Genomic DNA, 16,200 nt, shown 5'->3' with positions numbered 1-16,200 from the left:
AGAGCGGTAGGTTCCTGAACGTGCGATGGCTCTTCCTGCTCGTGGGCGCAGCCGTCCTGGCCGTGGTCGCGGTGGTGATCATCCTCTTCCCGTCGTCGTCCGAGCGGCCGGTCGCGTCCTCGTCGAGCACGCCGAAGCCGTCCAGGACCGTCTCGACGCCGCCGCCGCCGAAGGTCAAGGAGTTCACCGACCCCTGCGGCACGTTCGACACCACGACCAAGAACTTCTACGCCGTCACCGGCTACTGGATCACGCCGAAGTCGAACCCGTGCACCTGGCGTCACCAGCTCCAGGAGATCCATCGCGCCGGCGGCGACACGATCATCAGGATCGGGTACGGCCTGCAGTTCCGTAGCGTCTCCGACGACACCGGCGAGGTGCTGGCGAAGGACGGGACGCTCGACCCGCTGTACAAGGCGTGCGAAGAGGACGGCCTGAGCTGCCACGACGCGGCCGAACGGGACCTGCGCAAGGCCAACCCCGGCAACCGGATCGGGCGCACGTACGTCTACCGCACCGACGAGGCGTTCGGCGGCGACCTGTTCCGCTGCCCCACGATGGAACACGCCGTCAAGGCCGGCGACCGCATCTACTACCGCATGATCGCCCCTCCGGACGGCTCCGACGACGCCACCTGCGACTTCGCCAAGAAGGCCACGTCGTACGACCTGATCCTGGTGGCCGGCTCGGCCAAGGACAGCCTGAACGAGCTGCTCGACCTGGCCGACCAGTTCAGCATGCGGGTGTTCCCGGCGCTGCCGCTCGCCCCGCGCGACTCCGAGACGCCGACCAGGGCGAACAAGCGGCACCTCGGCACCCTCACCACGCTGACCCGGCGCATCCTGCAGGACTACGGCGTGCGCTTCGCCGACCGGCAGGCCCTGGGCGGCGTCTACCAGCCGTTCGAGGTCCAGATGGGGGCCACACTGGCCACCAACCCCACCCTTGAGGTGTACGCCGACCAGCACCGGATCGTCGAGCAGGAACTGGGCAAGCCGATCCTGATCAGCCCGTACCTGGACGCGCGCAAACGGGTCGGCTTCGGCCAGACGCCGGCGCAGGTGGCCGAGGCGTTCAAGGCGCTGGCCCGGACCGGCGTCGGCATCATCGCCCCGCAGGACAGCCGGGGGACCGGCAAGGTCGGCCTGTTCTGGCCGGACGAGCGCGACACCGAGGTGGACGACCGGCTGCGTCCGGTGGTCGGCGAGGCCACGTACGGCACCGCGTACCACGGCTCGACCCGCGACTACTACCGGGAGATGGCCAAGGCCCGCGACGAGATGCTCCAGGCCGGTCACGAGGTGGAGCTGTGGGCGAACGTGGAGGCGTTCGAGCCGTCCGGCAAGCAGCCGTGCGCCCCGCAGGGCACCCGCGGCCAGACGGACAAGAAGCGCCTCGACCAGGCCGTCACGATGGCCGGCCGGTACGTCCAGAAGATCGTCTCCTACATGTGGAGCGACTTCATGACCTGCGGCGACCCCTCGCTCCAGGACGAGATCGCCGGCGACTGGCAGCGCCCGATCGCCGTGGACGCCATCAGGCGGCCCCGCGACCCCCAGGACGGCGTCGAGGTGCGCGGCTACAACCTGGACGGCAGCACCGTGCTCGTCGAATGGTCCGGCGGCACCAAGGAACTGGTGGTCTCGGCCGTCGGCTGGCTGGACAAGGACCCGCTGGACGAGCACCCGGCCCGGATGGCGACGGCCTGGGTGCCGTTCGACTGGACCCAGGTGCCGCCCGGGGAATGGGTCAAGATAGGGATCAAGGGGGCGTCCGGCAAGGAGGCCACGACGCCCCTCCACGTACGCATATCCGCATAGGGCAGACGGGACTCCGTGTAACGTGCCGTCCATGGTCCCGAGCATCCCGGTCAGCGTCGACCTGGTCGTGCTCACCGTACGCAACCATGCGCTCAGCGCCCTGGTGTGGCGGCGCGACAACCCGCCGTTCCTGCGCCGCTGGTCGCTGCCGGGCGGTTTCATCCAGCTCGACGAGGACCTGCCGGCCGCCGCCCACCGCATCCTGGCCGAGCGGGCCGGGCTCCCGGGCGCCCCGGTGCACCTGGAGCAGCTCCAGACGTACGGGTACCCCGACCGCGACCCGCGCCAGCGCGTGCTGAGCGTCGCCTACCTGGGCCTGGCCCCCGACCTGCCGGCCTCGGAGAAGGCGCACATGAGCTGGCAGCCGGTCGAGGCGCTCTCCGTCATGGCCTTCGACCACCGCCGCATCATGCTCGACGGCGTCGACCGCGCCCGCGCCAAGCTGGAGTACACGTCCCTGGGGGCGGCCTTCTGCCCGCCGGAGTTCACCGTCGCGGACCTGCGCCGGGTGTACGAGATCGTCTGGGGGCGTCCCCTCGATCCCCGCAACTTCCACCGGAAGGTCACCAAGGCGGAGGGCTTCCTGGTGGAGACGGGCGCCACCACCACCAGAGACGGCGGCCGCCCCGCCAAGCTCTTCCGCCGCGGCCCCGCCGAGCTCCTCCACCCGCCCATGCTCCAGGAGTGACCATCCCGAACGACCTCATCGACGTCATCGAGACCCCTCGCCTGTCGCTCGTGCCCCTGCGGGTCGAGCACGCCGCGGAGATGGCGGCGGTGCTCGCCGACCCGCGCCTGCACGAGTTCGTCGGCGGCGTCCCCGCCACCGAGCAGGAGCTGCGCGCCCGCTACGAACGCCTGGCCGCGGGCCCGCCCGGCTGGCGCAACTGGGTGCTCCGCCTGCGCGCCGACGGCCGGCTGACCGGCTACGTGCAGGCGACCGTCGAGGCGGGCACGGCCGAGATCGCCTGGGTGGTCGGAGTGCCCTGGCAGGGCCGCGGCCTGGCCGCCGAGGCCGCCCGTGCCCTGGTCTCCTGGTGCGACGCCCAGGACATCGGCACGGTCGTCGCCCACATCCACCCCGGCCACGCGGCCTCCGCCGCGGTCGCCGCCCACGCCGGCCTCCACCCCACCGACCTCGTGCACGACGGCGAGACGCGCTGGGAACGCGTCCGGCCGTGAGCCTTCTCGACGTGCGGGGGCTGGCGGATGCTTCATCGGGCGTGGCCTTTTAAGGTAGTTCTATGCCTCGTTTCCGCCACATCCTGGACACCATGCCCCCCTACAAGCCGGGCAAGGCCGTGGTCTCCGCCGACGGCCGGTCGTACAAGCTCTCCTCGAACGAATCCCCCTACGACCCGCTGCCCTCCGTGGTCGAGGCCGTCGCCGAGGGAGCCCGGCAGATCAACCGCTATCCCGACCCCGGCGCCGTCGGACTGACCGAGGCCATCGCCGAGCGGTACGACGTGCCGTTCGAGCACATCGCGCTGGGCGCCGGCTCGGTCACGGTGGCCCAGCAGCTGTTCGAGACGGTCGGCGAGCCCGGCGTCGAGGTCGTCTACGCGTGGCGGTCGTTCGAGGCGTACCCGTTGCTGGCGGACCTGTCGGGGGTCACGTCCGTCCAGGTGCCGCTGGCGGGCGAGGACCACGACCTGGACGCCATGGCGGAGGCGATCACCGACCGCACCCGCATGGTCTTCGTGTGCAACCCCAACAACCCCACCGGCACCGCGATCCGCCGCGACGCCCTGGTGTCCTTCCTCGACCGCGTGCCGGAGAACGTGCTCGTCGTGCTGGACGAGGCCTACCGCGAGTACGTCCGCGACGAGGACGTCCCCGACGGCCTGACGCTCTACCGCGACCGGCCGAACGTCTGCGTGCTGCGCACCTTCTCCAAGGCGTACGGGCTGGCGGGCCTGCGGGTCGGCTACCTGATCGGGCACGAGCCCGTGGCCGCGGCCGTCCGCAAGACGATCATCCCGTTCGCCGTCAACCACCTCGCGCAGGTCGCCGCCATCGCCTCGCTGAAGGCCGAGGACGAGCTGCTGGAGCGGGTCGAGCGGGTGGTCAAGGAGCGCAGCCGGGTCCGCGAGTCGCTGATCGAGCAGGGCTGGACGGTGCCGCCGACCGAGGCGAACTTCGTCTGGCTGCGGCTCGGCGAGCGCACCCTCGACTTCGCCGCCGCCTGCGCGGTGGAGGGCGTGGCCGTACGGCCGTTCGCGGGCGAGGGGGCCCGGGTGTCCATCGGCGACCCCGAGGCCAACGACGCCTTCCTCGCCGCCGCCAAGGAATTCCGCGGTTAGGCGCTGACCTCTTCCGCGAGGGGCGCGGTCCTGGCTTTGGCGCGTCGTTCGGTGGAGACCACCAGGGCGACGCCCACCAGGATCACCGCCCCGCCGGCGATGATCTGCGGGGTCACGTGCTCGTTCACGACCAGCACGCCGAGGAGCACGGCGACGACCGGGTTGACGTAGGCGTACGTGGAGACCAGCGAGATCGGCGCGTTCCCCAGCAGCCAGGTGTAGGCGGTGAAGCCGACCAGCGAGCCGACCAGCACCAGGTAGGCCAGCGCCGCCCAGGAACGTCCGGAGACCGCCGCCAGGTCGAGCCGTTCGCCGAGCACCGTGCCGGTCACGGCCAGGCCGGCGCCGCCGACCAGCATCTCGATCGAGCTGGCCGCGAAGGGGTTGGCGGGCATGGGGATGCGCGCCGACAGGAACGAGCCGACCGACCACGAGAACGAGGCCACCAGGATCACCACGATCCCGGTGGTGTCCACCGACTGGCCGCCGGTCAGCGACAACGCCGCGACGCCGGCGAACCCGACGAGCACGCCGGCCAGCGTCAGCACGGCCGGCCGGTCCCTGACCAGGATCCGGAACACGACGAGCCAGAGCGGCACCGAGGCCACCAGCAGCGCGGCCAGGCCGCTGGAGATGTGCTGCTCGGCCACGGCGACCATGCCGTTGCCGCTGGTCAGCAGGAGCAGGCCGACCAGCCCGGCCCCGCAGACCTGCCGCCACGACACCCGGAACGGCTCCAGGCCCCTCCTGATCAGCAGGAAGCCGCCGAGCAGCAGCGCGGCCGTCACGAAGCGCAGCGCGCCGCTCAGCATGGGGGGCATGGTCTCGATGGCGATCCTGATGCCGAGGTAGGTCGAGCCCCACACCACGTACACGATCGCCAGGGCGCTCCAGACGAGGACGGGAGCCCGGCTGTCAGTGGTGTTCGCACTCATGGGTCATGACTTTATCGGGCGACCACGACAAAGCACCTGCGGGTATCGGACTTAGGGATTTGGCGCGATATTAGCGACAGGCGGCTTTTGTGCCACTGTTGAGCTGGCGGGCCGGCTGAGACGATCGCCACTGACCAGCAATGAAGGGAAATGTCGTAGATGTCAGCCGTCACCTCCACCCCGGCCGCCCCCAACGCCGCCGCCCTCGCCCACTTCGCCGCCCGCCTGGCCTTCGAGACCGACGTCTCGGACGTGGCCGCCGACCTGGCCGCCGGCGCGCCGGGCGTCGTGGTCGTGGACTCGCGCAGCCGGGAGAGCTGGGAGCAGGGGCACGTCGAGGGGGCGGTGCACCTGCCGACGGCCGAGATCGCCGCCGGGGCCGCCGCGCTGATCCCCCGGGAGGCCACCGTCGTCACCTACTGCTGGGGTCCCGGCTGCAACGGCGCCACGCGGGCCGCCCTGGAGTTCGCCAGGCTCGGTTACGCGGTCAAGGAGATGCTCGGCGGCTTCGAGTACTGGGCCAGGGAGGGCTTTCCGGTCGAGACCGCGTCGGGCGTGAGCCGGCGACCGATCGACGCCCTGACGGCGCCGGTGTCGGGGATCGCGTGCGCCTGCTGAAGGCGGCGTGGGGTGGCGCCTGCTGAACGGGCGATGGGCGTGCGCCTGCTGAAAGCGTCCCAGGCGGGTTGTGGTGACCGGCTATATCCGGACATGCCCGCCGGTCCGACAGTGCCGCCAAACGGCCTCACAGCCCCGTCCGGACGCCTTCCGTAAAAAGGATGGCGGCGAAGGGGCTGTGCGGGAAAGTTTGGCGCCCCCGTCCGAATCCCGTCGATCGGGGGCGTGGGAGAACATACCCGCATCTACTCGGGTCAACCAATAAGACCACAAGAGTCAAGCGGATTGTCTGTACCTTTGACTCCCCAGGTCAAGAACCGGGCACCCGTCGCCCCTGAAATGGGACGACGGGCCCCGTACGGTCACCGCGGTCCGAGCTTCTCCACGATGAGCCGGTAGAGCTGGCGCGGACGCCCCGGCTGCGGGGTGCGGTTCGGCGGAAGCGGCCACGCGAGTCCCTCGTCAACCAGCGTGCGCAGCAACCGCCGAGCCGTGCGCGGCGTCACCCCGAGCATCTTGCCCGCGCCCTCGGCGTCGACCACCGTGTCGCCGCCTTCGAGCTTGGCCGCCAGCCTGGCCAGGACCTCCACGCCCTTCGGCTTGAGCGCGGTCGACCCGGTGGGTGGCATCCGGGGGGCCGGGATGAGGGCCCGGCCCTCGCGGTCCACCGCGAACCCCTGCGCCTGCTTGCCCGCCTGGGTACGGGCCAGCGCGGCCCGCGCGTGCGACTCCGCGTCGTGTGTCGTCCGCCCCATCCCGACGCCCACCTCGACCGCCAGCCCCAGCTCGTCCCGGATCCTGGCCGCGAAGGGCAGCACCCTGAACCCGTCGGTGGCCGCGGCGATCGAGCCCCTGGTCGCGGTGACCAGGTAACTGTGATCGTCGATCGGCCAGACGGTCGCGTTGATCCGGTTCGCCTCCTGGACCAGTAGCCGGTGCAGCGACAGCCGCAGCTCGTCGCGCCAGTAGCGCGGCGCCGCGCGCCGCACGGGCTCGCGCAGCGTCGGCACCTCCACCAGCACCACGGTGAGCTGCGACTCCTCCAGCCGGTGATGCGCCCCGAGCAGCGCCGCGGTGTGCAGCGCCGTCCGGACCGCGGCCGAGGTCGGCCTGATCCTGATGACCGGCACGCCGGCTGCGTGCAGGCGTTCGGCCACCGCGGGCAGGCACGTCAGTGCCCCCGAGGTGGCGCCCTGGCGGGCCAGCCGTTCGTGGTAGGCCGCGATCGTGCCCGTGGCTCCGGGCTCGTCGCGGCTGTGCACGTCCGTGGCCGGTATGCCGAGGTCGGTGTACGCCTCCTCGACATCCGCCCTGCTGACCACGTCCACGCTGACCCGTTGCGGGTCCATCCGAGTGTCAAGTGCGGCCTTCGCCAGTGCCGCCACCAATGCCGCTCCGCCGAGTTGCACGTAGGTCGCGGGCATCGTCAGCACGCCTGATCGCCTGGCCAGGTCATAAGGGACCGGGCTGGCGAACAGGCACGCGTCGACACCGGGACCGAGCCGCGTCACCTTGTCGGGCGCCTCCTGCTCATCGCGGTACGCGGCCGCGACCAGGCGACACGGCAGCGGTGCCGCGGCGTGACCCATCAGCATGACTCGCTCGACCAGGTCGTGGGGTCCGACCACGCCGATGGTGAGGTCCGGTGTCATGGCGCCCGGGCGTGACACTCGGGGAGTTTCTTCGGCCCTCTCGACCAATGTTCGTCCCATCCTGCCGTCCGTTGCAGTGCTCTCTTTTGGAACGATCGCTCGCGGGGGCCGTAATGTCACGCCCGACTTTTCCGGAAAGTCGTTCTGGTTGACCGCCCGACAAGATGTCTCAGCAGCTCAACGCGGTTTTTCTCATGTTTTTTAGCGCTCAGAAATCTCTCGTGTAATGTCCGCGCCGAGCGCGCGCATTCGCGCCGCGAGATGTGCGTGGCCGCGATCGATGAGGTATCCGGACTCGATGACGGTCTCTCCTTCGGCCGCCAGACCGGCGAGCACGAGCGCGATACCGGAGCGCAGATCGTGCGCCGTGACTTGCGCGCCCTTGAGCGGCGTGCGCCCGCGCACGACGGCCCTGCTGTCGTCGACCTCGACGTCGGCGCCCATCTTGTTGAGCTCGCCGGCCAGGGCGAAACGGCCGTCGAAGATGCGCTCGTGGATGTAGCTCGTGCCGTCGGCCAGGGCGGCCACCGTCATCATCGGCGACTGCAGGTCGGTCGCGAACCCGGGATAGGTGTCGGTGATGATGTTGATGGGCCGCAGCGGACGGTCGCACCGCACGTGCAGCACCGCGCCCTGCCGGGCGAAGTCGACGCCCATCTGCTCCAGCTTGTAGCGGACGACGCCCAGGTCGAGGCCGGTGCCCACGAGGCTGAGCTCGCCGCCGGTGATCGCCGCGGCCATCGCGAACACGCCCGCGTCGAGCCGGTCGGGCATCACGGTGTGCTCGACGGCGTGCAGCTCCTCCACGCCCTCGACGGTGATGAACCCGGTGCCGCCGCCGCTGATGCGCGCGCCCATTTTGGTGAGCATGTCGATGACGTCGAGCACTTCCGGCTCAAGGGCCGCGTTCTCGATCACCGTCGTGCCCTTGGCCAGGGCGGCGGCCATGATCAGGTTCTCGGTGCCGGTGTGGGAGGGCGTGTCCAGGTAGAGCGTCGCGCCGGTCAGGCCGCTGGCCTTGACGTGGATGACGGTCTCGCCCTCGTCGACGACCGCGCCCAGCCGCTTGTAGCCCAGGTAGTGGAAGTCGAGGTTGCGGCTGCCGAGGTTGCAGCCGCCCACGCCCTCCACGATCGCCTCGCCCAGCCGGTGGAGCAGCGCGGGGGTGAACAGCACCGAGCCGCGGAACCGGCGCGCGATCTCGGCCGGCAGCACCGGGCTGCTCAGCCGGGAGGCGTCGATGACCAGCGTGCGCTCGGACTCGTGCAGCTCCACGTACGCGCCGATCGCCTCGGCCAGCTCGACCGCGCGCCGGACGTCTTCGATGATCGGCACGTTCCGCAGCACGGTACGGCCCTTGGCGGCCAGCAGAGCCGCACCGATCATGGGAAGCACGGCGTTCTTCGCGCCCTGGATGAACGCGGTTCCACGCAGTGCGTTGCCACCGCGCACGCGGTAACGGACCATTTCGTGCGGCTCCTTGAAATCAACGGTGAGGCTCGATCGGGCCAACAGTAGTGGCTTGCACCAGGTGACCCAGCCGAATCATCCGCTAAAGGGAGCCCCCGTGACGCGCTCATACGCTTCTAGGTATCGCTGCCTTGTGCGCTCGACAACGTGCTCCGGAAGCCGAGGTGGGGGGTTTCCGGAGGATTTGTCCCATCCGGATTCGGGCGAGAGTAGCCAATCACGTACATATTGCTTATCGAAAGAAGGTTGCGCTCTGCCCGGCTGCCATTCGTCGGCCGGCCAGAACCGCGACGAGTCCGGCGTCAGCACCTCGTCGCCCAGGGTCAGCACGCCGTCGGCGTCCCAGCCCAGCTCGATCTTGGTGTCGGCCAGGATGATGCCGCGCTCGCGGGCGATCTCCGAGCCGCGCGTGTAGACGTCGAGGGTGATGCGCCGCAGCTCGTCGGCCGTCTCCGCGCCCACCTCGGCGACCACCTGCTCGTAGGAGATCGGCTCGTCGTGCTCTCCCTGGGGGGCCTTCGTCGAGGGGGTGAAGATCGGCTCCGGCAGCCGGGAGCCGTCCTCCAGACCGGGGGGCAGCGGCACCCCGGAGACCGTGCCGGTCGCGCGGTACTCCGACAGGCCGCCGCCGGTCAGGTAGCCGCGGGCCACGCACTCCACCTGGACCATGCGCAGCGGCTTGCACACCACGCTGCGCGCGTCGTCGCCCCTGGCCAGGATGTGGTTGGGCACGACGTCCTTGAGCTGGTCGAACCACCACAGCGACATCTGCGTGAGGATGGCGCCCTTGTCGGGGATGTCGGGCTCCAGCACGTAGTCGAAGGCCGAGATGCGGTCGGAGGCGACCATCAGCAGCAGGCCCTCGTCGGTCTCGTAGAGGTCGCGTACCTTGCCGGAGTGCAGATGCTTCATCGGGCGATGTCCGTCCTGTGGTGCGAGCCGCGCAGCTCGACGCGGTCGACGAGGTCGTAGGCGTTGCGGCGGGCGCTCGCCTGGTCGGGGCCGTGGCCGACGACGGTCAGCACCCGGCCGCCGTTGGAGACGACCTCGCCGCCGGGGCCGCGCGCGGTGCCGGCGTGGATCACGTACGCGTTCTCGGTCTCGGTCAGGCCGGTGATCACGTCGCCCTTGACCGGGGAGTCGGGGTAGTTCTCCGCCGCGATCACCACGGTCACCGCCGAGCCGTCCTTGAACACCGGGTCGAGGCCGAGCTCGCCGGTGGCGCAGGCCATCAGCAGCCCGCCGAGCGGCGTCTCCAGCCGGTCGAGCAGCACCTGCGTCTCGGGGTCGCCGAACCGGGCGTTGAACTCGACCACCTTCGGCCCCTTCTGGGTCAGGGCCAGCCCCACGTAGAGCACCCCCTGGTACGGCAGCCCGCGCCGCCCCAGCTCGGCGATCGTCGGGTGCACCACCTCGCGCATGACCTGCTCGGTCAGCCCTTCCGGCGCCCAGGGGAGCGGCGTGTACGCGCCCATGCCGCCGGTGTTGGGCCCCTCGTCGCCGTCGTAGGCGCGCTTGAAGTCCTGGGCGAGCTGGAGCGGCACCGCCGTGCTGCCGTCGCAGAGCGCGAACAGCGACACCTCGGGCCCGTCGAGGAACTCCTCGATGACCACCCGCTCGCAGGCCCGCGCGTGCTCCAGAGCCTGGTCGCGGTCGCGCGTGACGACCACGCCCTTGCCCGCCGCGAGGCCGTCGTCCTTGACGACGTAGGGGGCGCCGAACTCGTCGAGCGCGGCGGCGGCCTCCTCCTCGGTCTCGCAGGTGCGGGCCCGGGCGGTGGGCACGTCGGCGGCATTCATGATCTCCTTGGCGAACGCCTTGGAGCCTTCGAGCATGGCCGCCTCACGGGTCGGCCCGAAGCAGGCGATGCCGGCCTCGCGCACGGCGTCGGCCACGCCCGCGACGAGCGGCGCCTCCGGCCCGATGACGACGAGGTCGGCCCCCAGCCGCCCGGCCAGCTCGGCCACCTGCGCGGGATCGACGGGATCGACGGGATGAACGGTCGCGACGCCCTCGATGCCCGCGTTACCGGGAGCACAGTGGAGCTCGCTGACCTGGGGATCGAGTTTGAGCGAACGGCACAGGGCGTGCTCACGCCCTCCGGAACCAATGACTAGAACGCGCACGTGCCCCATTGTCGCAGGCCCGGCCCCCTCGCCCGGCGCGGGTCCCGGGCGGGTTGCAGGCACGTCGAATGCCGGAACAAGCCCGCATCTTTGTGCGGTTCTACCTGAACCGAGCACCCTCCGGCGAGTATCGTCGTTTGGGTTCACCCGCCTGTGGTAGGTTAAGGCGGCTTTGCGGCGTCTCTTGTGATTGGAGGTGGTCCGGGATGAAACCTGGTGATCCCAGCAGTACGTGCTCTCCCACGTACGCCCCAGTTACCCCCGACCACTCCAATCCGGCAGCCTGATCGTGCCTCCACGCATTTGTGTCGATTGAGGTGACTTTTCATCGCGCGTGGAGCGTGCCAGGTCGGGCGGAAAGGGACTGCCATGCGCTCGTCCACGCTTTTCCGTCGCATCAACCGTCACCCTGTTCAGCCGCACGCCGCACGCCCGCTCACCAAGCCGGTGCGTGAGGTCTGCGTGCCCCCTGTCGACTCCATCGTCGAATTCGGCGCCTACATCCAGGGCAAGAAGGTCTGCGCCCCGGGCATCGTCGAGTCCCTCGACCTCGTCCGCGAGCACAACAAGAACTCCGACGGCGCGAACGCGTTCGTCTGGGTCGGGCTGCACGAGCCAGAGGCGCCCGAGGTGGAGTGGTTGTCCGAGGTCTTCGGGCTGCACCCGCTGGCCGTCGAGGACGCGGTCAAGGCCCACCAGCGTCCCAAGGTCGAGCGCTACGGCGAGTCGCTGTTCATGGTGCTGAAGACGGTCGCCTACCTCGACCACGACGAGCTGACGGCCAACAGCGAGATCATCGCCACCGGCGAGATCATGGTGTTCCTCGGGGTCGACTTCGTGGTCACCGTGCGCCACGGCGAGCACTGCCCGCTGACCCTGGTCCGCGAGCGCCTTGAGGACAAGCCCAAGCTGATGAACCGCGGCCCGGCCGGCGTGCTGCACGCCATCGCCGACCACGTCGTCGACCAGTACCTCCAGGTGGCCGACCTCATGCAGCTGGAGCTCGAAGAGGTCGAGGCGACCGTCTTCGCCGACGTCAGCTCCCGCGACATCAACCGGATCTACCAGCTCAAGCGGGAGATGCTGGAGATGAAGCGGGCCGTGACCCCGCTGCAGTCGCCGCTGTCGGCGCTGCCGCAGCGCCGCGTCATCCCCTCGGAGATGCGCGAGTACTTCCGCGACGTCGGCGACCACCTGTCCCGCGTGTGCGAGCAGGTCGAGTCCTCCAACGAACTGTGCAGCTCGATCCTGCAGGCCGCCCTGGCCCGCTCGAACGCCCTGGCCAACGAGGACATGCGCAAGATCTCGTCGTGGGTCGCCATCCTGGCCGTGCCGACGATGATCGCCGGGATCTACGGCATGAACTTCGACTTCATGCCCGAGACCAAGCAGGTCTGGGGCTATCCGGCCGTGCTGGCCGTGATGATCACTGCCTGCGTGCTGCTGCACCGCGGCTTCCGCCGCAACGGCTGGCTCTGAACGACGCGCCCGGACGCTCGGGGGCTTGAGCAGCGCTCAGACGCTCACGCGCTTGCGCGGCGCTCAGCCGCTAACGGGCTTGAACGGCGCTCAGACGCTCACGGGCTTGAGCGGCCGAACGCCCTCCGGCAGATCGAGGCCGCGCTCGCGCCACAGCTCCCGCATGCGGTCGGGGTAGTCGGTCACGATCCCGGCCACGCCGAGGTCGATCATGCGGCCGGCCAGGGCCTGGTCGTTGACCGTCCAGACCGCCACGTCGAGGCCCGCCGCGGCCGCCTGGACCATCAGCTTCTCGTCGACCATCACGTGCTCGGGCGAGAGCGTGGTGGCACCGGCCTCGCGGGCGGCGGCCGGGATGTCGTCGCCCAGCCCGCCCTCGTGCCAGTGGAGCGTGTCGAGCTCGATCAGCGCGAACCGCCTGGCCGCCGGGGCGAGCCGGGCAGCGTGCCTGATGACGCGCCAGTCGAAGCTGAGGACGGCGGCGTTGCCCAGCCTGCCGTGCCGGTCGAGCTCCTCGACCACCAGCTCGGTGAACATCTCCGGGTCGGCCGTCAGCTCCGGCCTGGTCGGGTCGGACTTCAGCTCGACGTGCAGCCGCACGTGCTCGGCCTCGTAGGCGTTGACCAGCCCGAGCACCGCGCCGAGCGTCGGCATCCTGGTCTCCGGCATGGCGACCTGGGTGAGCGCGAACGGGTCGTCGAGGTGACGCGGCAGGCGTACGCCCACGTCGAGCGTGCGCAGCTGGGCGAGGCTGAGCGCGTTGATCGGCTTGCCCACGTACGGGAAGAGCGGATCGCCCTGCCGCAGCGGACGGCGGTCGGCACTGGTGACGGCCGAGACCGTGAGGTCGTGCGTGAGCACGAGGCGACGATCGGCGGTGAGGGCGACGTCGAGCTCAAGCGCGTGAACGCCCAGCTCCATCGTGCGGCTCAGCCCTGGCAGGGTGTTCTCCGGCCACAGGCCCCGCGCTCCTCGGTGACCATGAATCTCAACGCGCACACCGGGGACACTACCCGGCGCGAGGCCCGCTGAGGCAGTGCCACGCCGTGTCCTTTTTATCCTGCTACGCCCTGGTCGGAAGGGAAGGCGCCAAGAGGACTCTCCGCCCGCTTATTGCACGATAAATGCAACTACCTTGCAATAAGCTGGAGCTCATGACGGAGGTTCTCAAACATGCCCATTCCGCAACAGTCCGGGCATGGGTGGACGGCTGGGTGATCTCCCGCAGCGCCCCGCGGCCCGTACCCGAACCGTGGGGCCTCAGAGTGGACGTCGGCCTTCCCGGCCACGTGGCGCGGCACGTCGTCCCCACCCCTACCGCGGAGATCCTGGACCACCTGACCGGCACCCTCACCGTCCCCGGCACCTGGCTCAAGCTCTGCGCCCCCGCCGAGGCGGTCGCCCCCTCCCTGGCCCCGCGGTGGTCCGTGCAGGAGCAGGAGTACATGATGACCACCGCGTCCCTGGCCCGCACCACCCCGAAGGCCCCCGCGGGCTACACCCTGGCGATCACCACCAGGGCGGGGGTGACCGTGGCCCGGCTGCTCACGGCCGCGGGCGAGGTCGCGGCGCGCGGCCAGTTCGCCGTCGCGGACCGGGCCGCCGTGATCGACCAGGTGGAGACGGCCGCCGAACACCGCCGGCGCGGCCTCGGCACGGTCGTCATGGCCGCGCTCGCCGCCGCCGCCGTCTCCCGGGGCGCCCGCACGGGCATCCTGGTCGCCACCGAGGCGGGCCAGGCCCTGTACGAGACCCTGGGGTGGACCCTGCACACCCCGATGACCGCCGCCGTCCTCACCGCCGGGGACTCGACGGAGGAGCAGCCCGCCGTCCGGCCGTAGTCCGGTGACACGCCAGGGGCCCGCTGTCCGGCCGTAGTCCGGTGACACGCGAGGAGCCCGCCGTCCGGCCGTGGTCCCCTGACACGCGAGGGGCCCGGCGCGTTGCCGCGCCGGGCCCCTCGTCACGTGCCGGTCAGACCAGCGACCGCACCACCACGGTCTGGTCGCGGCCGGGGCCGACGCCGATCGCCGAGATGGGCGCCCCGCTCATCTCCTCCAGCGCCCGCACGTACGACTGCGCGTTCGGCGGCAGGTCGTCGAACGACTTGGCGTTGGAGATGTCCTCCTTCCAGCCCGGCAGCTCCTCGTAGACCGGGACCGCGTGGTGGAAGTCGGTCTGGGTCATCGGGATCTCGTCGAACCGCTCGCCGTCGACCTCGTAGGCCACGCACACCGGGATGCGCTCCAGCCCCGACAGGATGTCGAGCTTGGTGAGGAAGTAGTCGGTGATCCCGTTGATCCGGGTCGCGTAGCGGGCGATCACCGCGTCGAACCAGCCGCAGCGACGGTCGCGGCCGGTGGTGACGCCGTACTCGCCGCCGGTCCTGCGCAGCCACTCGCCCGTCTCGTCGGTCAGCTCGGTCGGGAACGGCCCCGAGCCCACGCGGGTCGTGTACGCCTTCAGGATCCCGATGATCTTCGTGAGCCGGTTCGGCGGGATGCCCGCCCCGGCGCACGCGCCCCCGGACGTCGGCGAGGAGGAGGTGACGAACGGGTACGTGCCGTGGTCGATGTCCAGCAGCGTGCCCTGACCGCCCTCCAGCAGCACGAACTTGCCCTCGTCCAGCGCCTTGGAGAGCACCAGCGAGGTGTCGGCGATGTGCGGCTTGAGCCGTTCGGCGTAGGCCAGGTACTCCTCCAGCACGGCGGCCGGGTCGATGCCGCGCCGGTTGTAGACCTTGGTCAGCACCTGGTTCTTCTCGGTCAGGGCGACCTCGATCTTCTTGGCCAGGATGCCCGGGTCGAGCAGGTCCTGGACCCGCACGCCCATCCGGGCGATCTTGTCGCCGTACGCGGGGCCGATGCCGCGTCCGGTGGTGCCGATCTTGGCCTTGCCCAGATAGCGCTCGGTGACCTTGTCCAGCGCCTTGTGGTGCGGCATGATCAGGTGCGCGTTGGAGGAGATCAGCAGGCGTTCGGCGGAGATCCCCCGCGCGGCCAGCCCGTCGATCTCGCTCAGCAGCACCCCCGGGTCGATCACCACACCGTTGCCGATCATCGGTACGACGTCCGGCGACAGGATCCCCGTCGGCAGAAGATGCAGAGCGTATTTCTGGTCACCGATGACGACGGTGTGTCCCGCGTTGTTGCCACCCTGATAACGGACGACGTAGTCGACGTCGCCACCGAGCAGGTCGGTGGCCTTGCCCTTGCCCTCATCGCCCCACTGGGCCCCAACGAGAACGGCAGCCGGCATTGTTCAGTCTCCCGAGCACAAAACGAAACCCCTGGCGCAAGTGCGACAGGGGCTCTTGCGTAGAGAGACTACCCGAGTCTGCCCATTCGTCCCAAGGCGCGTGGGCCCAATGCGGGCCCAATGCGCTGCTAACCCTTGGTCAGCGCCTCATATCCGGTCTCGCTGCTGTCCTTGAGGAACTGCAGGCAGCGCTCGGCCTCGTCCTTCTCGCCGATGGACTGCGCCGCCCTGGACAGGGCGTGCAGGCAGCGCAGGAAGCCGCGGTTGGGCTCGTGCTCCCAAGGGATGGGACCGTGGCCCTTCCAGCCGTTCCTGCGCAGCTGGTCGAGGCCGCGATGGTAGCCCGTGCGGGCGAAGGCGTAGGAGGTGACGGCATGGCCCTGCGCGAAGTACTCCTCCGCGAGCGCGGCCCAGGCCGCCGGGTGGGCGGGGAAGCGGGCGGCCACGTCGGCGGCCTTGGCCCCGGATTCCAGCGCCTCCCTGGCCTCGGGCAGGTCCGGCAGGTGAGTCGGGGGCGGCCCGGCGAGAAGGTTATCCAT

General features: G+C 70.4%; 15 protein-coding genes. 7 read left to right on the top strand and 8 right to left on the bottom strand.

Translation table 11 applies throughout. The features are described from left to right. Positions 1–20: 20 nt before the first annotated feature. The 4 genes from AB0J46_RS07380 to hisC all read left to right on the top strand — a co-directional run bounded on the left by AB0J46_RS07380 (position 21) and on the right by hisC (position 4,123). Positions 21–1,820 carry a DUF4434 domain-containing protein gene (locus AB0J46_RS07380; protein ID WP_364327680.1) on the top strand — a complete coding sequence of 600 codons (1,800 nt, stop codon included), beginning with the start codon at positions 21–23 and terminating at the stop codon, positions 1,818–1,820. A gap of 31 nt (positions 1,821–1,851) precedes the next feature. Continuing rightward, positions 1,852–2,508: an NUDIX domain-containing protein gene (locus AB0J46_RS07375; protein ID WP_358290649.1), complete on the top strand. Its 657-nt coding sequence runs from the start codon at positions 1,852–1,854 to the stop codon at positions 2,506–2,508. Beyond that, positions 2,505–3,002: a GNAT family N-acetyltransferase gene (locus AB0J46_RS07370; protein ID WP_364327677.1), complete on the top strand. Its 498-nt coding sequence runs from the start codon at positions 2,505–2,507 to the stop codon at positions 3,000–3,002. The genes AB0J46_RS07375 and AB0J46_RS07370 overlap by 4 nt, the downstream gene beginning before the upstream one ends. Before the next feature lie 62 nt (positions 3,003–3,064). Continuing rightward, the gene (hisC, locus tag AB0J46_RS07365) at positions 3,065–4,123 is read left to right on the top strand and encodes a histidinol-phosphate transaminase (RefSeq protein ID WP_364327674.1); all 1,059 of its coding nucleotides are present in this window, start codon (positions 3,065–3,067) and stop codon (positions 4,121–4,123) included. On the opposite strand, the gene AB0J46_RS07360 is transcribed toward hisC, so the two are convergent. Continuing rightward, complete coding sequence (locus AB0J46_RS07360; RefSeq protein ID WP_364327671.1) at positions 4,120–5,058, bottom strand: EamA family transporter; 939 nt, start codon at positions 5,056–5,058, stop codon at positions 4,120–4,122. The genes hisC and AB0J46_RS07360 overlap by 4 nt on opposite strands. A gap of 159 nt (positions 5,059–5,217) precedes the next feature. Between AB0J46_RS07360 and AB0J46_RS07355 the strand changes: the two genes are divergently transcribed. After that, on the top strand, positions 5,218–5,676 hold the full coding sequence (locus AB0J46_RS07355; RefSeq protein ID WP_364327668.1) for a rhodanese-like domain-containing protein: 459 nt from the start codon (positions 5,218–5,220) through the stop codon (positions 5,674–5,676). A gap of 362 nt (positions 5,677–6,038) precedes the next feature. Here AB0J46_RS07355 and AB0J46_RS07350 read toward each other — a convergent pair whose 3' ends face one another. From AB0J46_RS07350 to purD, 4 genes are all read right to left on the bottom strand, one after another. Beyond that, a complete protein-coding gene (locus AB0J46_RS07350) occupies positions 6,039–7,328 on the bottom strand; it encodes a GTP cyclohydrolase IIa (RefSeq protein ID WP_125644142.1) in 1,290 nt (429 codons plus the stop codon). Positions 7,329–7,529: 201 nt separating this feature from the next. Further along, on the bottom strand, positions 7,530–8,795 hold the full coding sequence (murA, locus tag AB0J46_RS07345; protein ID WP_358290635.1) for a UDP-N-acetylglucosamine 1-carboxyvinyltransferase: 1,266 nt from the start codon (positions 8,793–8,795) through the stop codon (positions 7,530–7,532). 78 nt (positions 8,796–8,873) lie between these two features. Then, on the bottom strand, positions 8,874–9,710 hold the full coding sequence (locus AB0J46_RS07340; protein WP_364327663.1) for a phosphoribosylaminoimidazolesuccinocarboxamide synthase: 837 nt from the start codon (positions 9,708–9,710) through the stop codon (positions 8,874–8,876). Then, positions 9,707–10,924: a phosphoribosylamine--glycine ligase gene (gene purD, locus AB0J46_RS07335; protein WP_358290629.1), complete on the bottom strand. Its 1,218-nt coding sequence runs from the start codon at positions 10,922–10,924 to the stop codon at positions 9,707–9,709. Before purD ends, AB0J46_RS07340 begins: the two co-directional genes overlap by 4 nt. Positions 10,925–11,386: 462 nt before the next feature. Between purD and corA the strand changes: the two genes are divergently transcribed. Continuing rightward, a complete protein-coding gene (gene corA, locus AB0J46_RS07330; protein ID WP_352357551.1) occupies positions 11,387–12,403 on the top strand; it encodes a magnesium/cobalt transporter CorA in 1,017 nt (338 codons plus the stop codon). Positions 12,404–12,493: 90 nt separating this feature from the next. On the opposite strand, the gene AB0J46_RS07325 is transcribed toward corA, so the two are convergent. Further along, a complete protein-coding gene (locus tag AB0J46_RS07325) occupies positions 12,494–13,402 on the bottom strand; it encodes a glycerophosphodiester phosphodiesterase family protein (RefSeq protein ID WP_364327658.1) in 909 nt (302 codons plus the stop codon). Between the two features lie 155 nt (positions 13,403–13,557). On the opposite strand from AB0J46_RS07325, the gene AB0J46_RS07320 reads away from it, so the two are divergent. Continuing rightward, the gene (locus tag AB0J46_RS07320; RefSeq protein ID WP_364327655.1) at positions 13,558–14,244 is read left to right on the top strand and encodes a GNAT family N-acetyltransferase; all 687 of its coding nucleotides are present in this window, start codon (positions 13,558–13,560) and stop codon (positions 14,242–14,244) included. A gap of 133 nt (positions 14,245–14,377) precedes the next feature. Here AB0J46_RS07320 and AB0J46_RS07315 read toward each other — a convergent pair whose 3' ends face one another. Together AB0J46_RS07315 and AB0J46_RS07310 are read right to left on the bottom strand one after the other, a co-directional pair. Further along, complete coding sequence (locus AB0J46_RS07315) at positions 14,378–15,661, bottom strand: adenylosuccinate synthase (RefSeq protein ID WP_364327652.1); 1,284 nt, start codon at positions 15,659–15,661, stop codon at positions 14,378–14,380. 128 nt (positions 15,662–15,789) lie between these two features. Then, positions 15,790–16,200, bottom strand: coding sequence for a DUF3151 domain-containing protein (locus AB0J46_RS07310; RefSeq protein WP_352318011.1), 411 nt, complete (start codon positions 16,198–16,200; stop codon positions 15,790–15,792).

Origin of the sequence: Nonomuraea sp. NPDC049758 (assembly GCF_040674635.1) — a bacterium.
In the GTDB taxonomy this organism is placed as follows: Bacteria; Actinomycetota; Actinomycetes; order Streptosporangiales; family Streptosporangiaceae; genus Nonomuraea.
This window is presented reverse-complemented; position numbering and strand designations above follow the sequence as displayed.

Coding starts and splice junctions, on each gene's coding strand:
- hisC (WP_364327674.1), top strand. CDS start 3,065: ATGCCTCGTTTCCGCCACATCCTGGACACCATGCCCCCCTACAAGCCG.
- AB0J46_RS07315 (WP_364327652.1), bottom strand. CDS start 15,661: ATGCCGGCTGCCGTTCTCGTTGGGGCCCAGTGGGGCGATGAGGGCAAG.
- AB0J46_RS07320 (WP_364327655.1), top strand. CDS start 13,558: ATGACGGAGGTTCTCAAACATGCCCATTCCGCAACAGTCCGGGCATGG.
- AB0J46_RS07375 (WP_358290649.1), top strand. CDS start 1,852: ATGGTCCCGAGCATCCCGGTCAGCGTCGACCTGGTCGTGCTCACCGTA.
- AB0J46_RS07355 (WP_364327668.1), top strand. CDS start 5,218: ATGTCAGCCGTCACCTCCACCCCGGCCGCCCCCAACGCCGCCGCCCTC.
- AB0J46_RS07350 (WP_125644142.1), bottom strand. CDS start 7,328: ATGACACCGGACCTCACCATCGGCGTGGTCGGACCCCACGACCTGGTC.
- AB0J46_RS07310 (WP_352318011.1), bottom strand. CDS start 16,200: ATGGATAACCTTCTCGCCGGGCCGCCCCCGACTCACCTGCCGGACCTG.
- murA (WP_358290635.1), bottom strand. CDS start 8,795: ATGGTCCGTTACCGCGTGCGCGGTGGCAACGCACTGCGTGGAACCGCG.
- AB0J46_RS07360 (WP_364327671.1), bottom strand. CDS start 5,058: ATGAGTGCGAACACCACTGACAGCCGGGCTCCCGTCCTCGTCTGGAGC.
- AB0J46_RS07340 (WP_364327663.1), bottom strand. CDS start 9,710: ATGAAGCATCTGCACTCCGGCAAGGTACGCGACCTCTACGAGACCGAC.